Origin of the sequence: Poinsettia branch-inducing phytoplasma str. JR1, assembly GCF_000309465.1 — a bacterium.
GTDB lineage: Bacteria > Bacillota_I > Bacilli_A > Acholeplasmatales > Acholeplasmataceae > Phytoplasma > Phytoplasma pruni.
Window position 1 is genome coordinate 1 of sequence record NZ_AKIK01000166.1, and the last position, 4,542, is coordinate 4,542.

The window sequence follows — 4,542 nt, forward strand, 5'->3', positions numbered from 1 at the left end:
AAAAAATGATTATTTTAATTATATAATAAAATTAAAATTATTTCATGCAAAAATGATTAAAAACATAAAATTTCTTTGTGTTGGCGAAATATTATTGAGAAAATCATTTCTATTATTTTTCTCAATATGATATCATTATTGATTTATTTTTAATAAAAAGACTTGAAAAAGGTTCATTGTAACAAAAATTTATTTATGTTTGAGATGTAATGTCTAATTATCTTTTGAACCTAAAAATTATCATTGCGATTTATTGTTATTTTATAGTAATCAAAAAAGATGATAATAAAAAAAAGACCACTAGCAATGGTCTCTTTTTTATTGAATTATAGTGTTTTGAAAGATCAAAAAGACGATATGTAATATTTTTATTAAAATATCATTGTACTATTCTTATCCAAATAGGTTATTATTAATCTTTAACTACTTGGGCACAACGCTGACACAAAACATCTTCTTTTTTGTTTTCTACAACATTCCAACATCTAGGACAAGTAGGACCTAACGCCTGTTGAACAGCAACTTTTACTTCTTGTGCTTCATGGAGTTCCACTTGAGAAACAATGAATAATTGGTTTAATTGGTCTTTAACATCTAAAACCACAAAAGAATCAACATCCGTTTTTGGTAAATGAAGCACTAATTTAGCTTGTAAAGATTTATTAATAAATTTATTTTGACGCGCTTTTTCTAAATGTTTCATAACCACTTCTCTTAAGTTAAAGAAATTTTTATAAGCTTCTTGTAAAGCATCAGAATAATATTTTTGAAGAAAAACTTTTAATTCTGTTTTAGTCGGCATTTGTTCTAAATAAATGTCTTTTTTCTTTTGGAAAGGTAAAGCTTTATAAGCTTCTGAAGTTGTATGAGGAATAATCGGTGTTAATAGTTTTAATAAATCTATTAAAAGATCATAAATAGTGGATTGAATAACACGTCTTTCTAAGTTATTAGCTTTTTCAATGTATAAAACATCTTTAGTAAAATCTAAATAAAAAGCACTAATACGGACAGAAATGAAAGGATATAATAAACTCATAATTTTTTCAAAATCATATGTTTCGTAATATCCAATCGCTTGTAAGAAAATTTCTTTAAACTCTAACACTATTGCTTGATGAATAGATGATCTTTTTTCAAAACCGATATAATTAGTTTGAGGATTAAAATCATGTAAATTACCTAACATAAAGCGTAAAGTATTTCTGATTTTGCGATACTTTTCTTCAATTTGTTGAACAATAGCGTTATCCAATCTGACATCAGCGTTATAACTAATACTAGAAACCCATAACCTTAAAACGTCGGCTCCTTTTTGTTTAATGATAGTTAAAGGATCAATCACATTATTTAATGATTTACTCATTTTAACACCTTTACTGTCTAAAATAAAACCATGAGTCACTACTTGTCGGCAAGGAGCTTTACCGTAAGCGGCGATAGAAGTAGTTAAAGAAGAATTGAACCATCCTCTATATTGGTCCGAACCTTCTAAATAGACATTAGCGGGTAAAAACTCTGGCGATAAACGGTTGACAACATTATAAGAAGTACCAGAATCAAACCAAACATCAATAACATCTTTTTCTTTGGTAAAACGATGATTAGGGCTTCTTTTGTTGGTATAACCTGGCGGCAATAAATCTTTGACGTCCCATTGATACCAAATCTCTTTCCCGTGTTTTTCGAATAAGTCAGCGATATGGTTAATCAAATCAGCCTCTAAAATAGGCAATTCATCTTCAGCGTAAAAAATAGGAATAGGAACGCCCCACATTCTTTGACGACTAATCACCCAATCATTACGGTTCGTAATCATATGGGTCATCTTTTTTTGTCCCCATTGTGGGAACCAATCTATTTTGTTTATTTCGGCTAAAATTTGGGGTTTAATTTGGTTAATATTTAAAAACCATTGTTCTATCGCTAAGAAAATAACGGGTTTTTTAATACGTTCATCATGAGGATAGGAATGAGTGATCCATTCTGATTTCACTAAAAGACCTTGTTTATCTAATTCCTCCGCGATTAATTCGTTCGCTTTAGAGTAGAAAACACCTTTAAAAGGTCCCGCTATCTCAGTCATTAAACCTTTTTTATCTACACTACAAATAACATCTAAATTATACCTTTTACCTACTAAAAAGTCATCATAACCATGTCCGGTAGCGGTATGAACTAAACCAGTACCTTCATTATCTAAAACATAAGTATCTAGAACGATTTTACCTTGGCGTCGAAAAACCACATTTTCATAAGTGATATTTTCTAAAGTATTACCTAGGAAAGTATTTAAAATAACTACCTTTTGCCAGTTAAATTTTTCTTTTAACTTCTCTAAAACATTATCTCCAACGATATATTTTTGGTTGTTAACCTCCACTAAATGATAATTTTTTTTGGGATGAACACAAATAGCGACATTGGCTGGTAAAGTCCAAGGAGTAGTGGTCCATATCAATAAATTAACATCTTTAAATTGAGGCTTGTCCTTAATTTTAAAACAAGCAAAAATAGATAAAGAACGGTGTTCTTGATAAATAATTTCTGATTCCGCTAAAGAAGACTGTAAATAAGGGGACCAATAAATAGGTTTTAAATTTTTAAAAATTAATTTTTTTTCGACCATTTTACCTAAAACACGCACTTGATCAGCGACATAAGTATTATTTAAAGTGATATAAGGTTTGTTCCAATTGCCTAAAATCCCTATTCTTTTAAAGTTCTTTTTCTGTTTCTCTACAAAAGATAAAGCGAATCTTTCGCATTCTTGAAGAAATTCCGTTCTATGAGTATGTCTATCTTGGGAAAATTTCTTTAAAACCGCGATTTCAATGGGTAATCCGTGAGTATCCCAGCCAGGGACAAAAGGGGAATAAAAGCCTTGCATAGTATGAAAACGTACGACAAAATCTTTTAAAATTTTATTTAAAGCGTGACCGATATGAATCTCTCCGTTAGCGTAAGGTGGTCCATCGTGAAGAATAAAATGAGGATTATTGGCGTTTTGTTTTAACACTTCTTGGTATAAATCGATCTCTTCCCAATGTTTTTCTATTTCTACTTCTTTTTGGCTTAAATTACCTCTCATAGGAAAATCTGTTTGAGGCATTAATAAAGTATTTTTGTAATCTATCTTCATAATGGCTTATCTCTCCTTTATTTTTCTTTTTATATTTTTTTATTTATTCTTTTATCAATAGGGGAAAAACTGATGGGTGGTTTCTTAAACATTGAAATGAAAAACAATTATATCTCCGTCTTGGACTAAGTAATTCTTACCTTCTAGTCTTAATTTACCGTTTTCTTTAATTTTGGTTAAAGATGTTAAGGTTTGGATATCTTGATAATTATAAACTTCGGCTCTAATGAAACCACGTTCAAAATCCGTATGGATTAAGCGAGCACATTGGGGAGCGGTGGAACCTTTCGCAAAAGACCAAGCTTTTGTTTCGTCTTTTCCGGTAGTGAAATAAGTTTCTAAACCTAATAATTGATAACTTTGTTGAATCACGTTTTGGAGGGCGGATTCTTTTAAATTATACTCTTGTAAGAAAGATTGACGGTCTGTTTCCTCTAAAGCGGCTAATTCTTTTTCTAACAAGATAGAAAGAGGGATGAATTGGCGGTTTTGGTTTTGACTGTATTTCATCATAGCTTGGAAAAAAGGATTCTGGTCTAAATTTTTTAAATCTTTTTCGTGAAAATTACCAATATACATCATAGGTTTTAAAGACAATAAATTAAAATTTTTAATAATTAATTGTTCTTCAGAAGTGAACTGTAGTTCCGTGACGGGTTTTTCGTTTTCTAAATGTTTTTTAATTCTGGTTAATAATTCTTGTTCTTGCAAAGTCTCTTTATCGTTTTTAGCCTTTTTTTGTTTATTTATTTTCGCTAAACGTTTTTCTATTTGTTCTAAATCAGATAAAATTAATTCTGTTTCAATAATATTACTTTCTTCAATAGGATTAATATGGTCTCTGACATGCATAATATTGGGGTCTTCGAAACATTTTAAGACATGACAAATAGTATCTACATTACGAATATGACCTAAAAATTTATTACCTAAACCTTCTCCTTTCGAAGCTCCTTCTACCAAACCAGCAATATCGATAAATTCAATTTGGGTGGGAATAATTTTTTGAGATTGAAAAAGACTGGCTAAATGGTTTAAACGTTGGTCTGGAATGGGAACTATACCAACATTAGGATCTATAGTGGCAAAAGGATAATTCGCTTCTAAAATATTCATATTAGTTAAAACATTAAATAAAGTTGATTTACCAACATTAGGTAAACCTACAATTCCTACTTTCATAATTTATATTCACCTTGTAGTTGAGTAAGATTTATTAAAATTTATCATGAATTCTTTATCATCTTTTTTTTAAAAAAACATAAAAAAAGAAAAAGAATAAAGAGGCTAATCGAAAAAAACATAAAAGAACGAAAATATCCCCCGACACTTAAAATTACATTGTCCTCAATGTGGAGGTTAGAATAAAGGAAAAAACTAAAACAAACACATACATGGAA

General features: G+C 29.7%; 2 protein-coding genes. Both read right to left on the minus strand.

Annotated elements, in window-relative coordinates; all coding sequences use genetic code 11:
* Positions 1-412: 412 nt before the first annotated feature.
* Positions 413-3,142 (minus strand): isoleucine--tRNA ligase, encoded by a 2,730-nt coding sequence (gene ileS, locus ON17_RS03060; RefSeq protein WP_017192036.1) that lies wholly within the window; start codon positions 3,140-3,142, stop codon positions 413-415.
* An 84-nt stretch (positions 3,143-3,226) separates the two neighbouring features.
* Positions 3,227-4,324: a redox-regulated ATPase YchF gene (ychF, locus tag ON17_RS03065; protein WP_017192037.1), complete on the minus strand. Its 1,098-nt coding sequence runs from the start codon at positions 4,322-4,324 to the stop codon at positions 3,227-3,229.
* Positions 4,325-4,542: the final 218 nt, after the last annotated feature.

Excerpts from the sequence above, each read along its gene's own strand:
- ychF (WP_017192037.1), bottom strand. The coding sequence starts at position 4,324 with ATGAAAGTAGGAATTGTAGGTTTACCTAATGTTGGTAAATCAACTTTA.
- ileS (WP_017192036.1), bottom strand. The coding sequence starts at position 3,142 with ATGAAGATAGATTACAAAAATACTTTATTAATGCCTCAAACAGATTTT.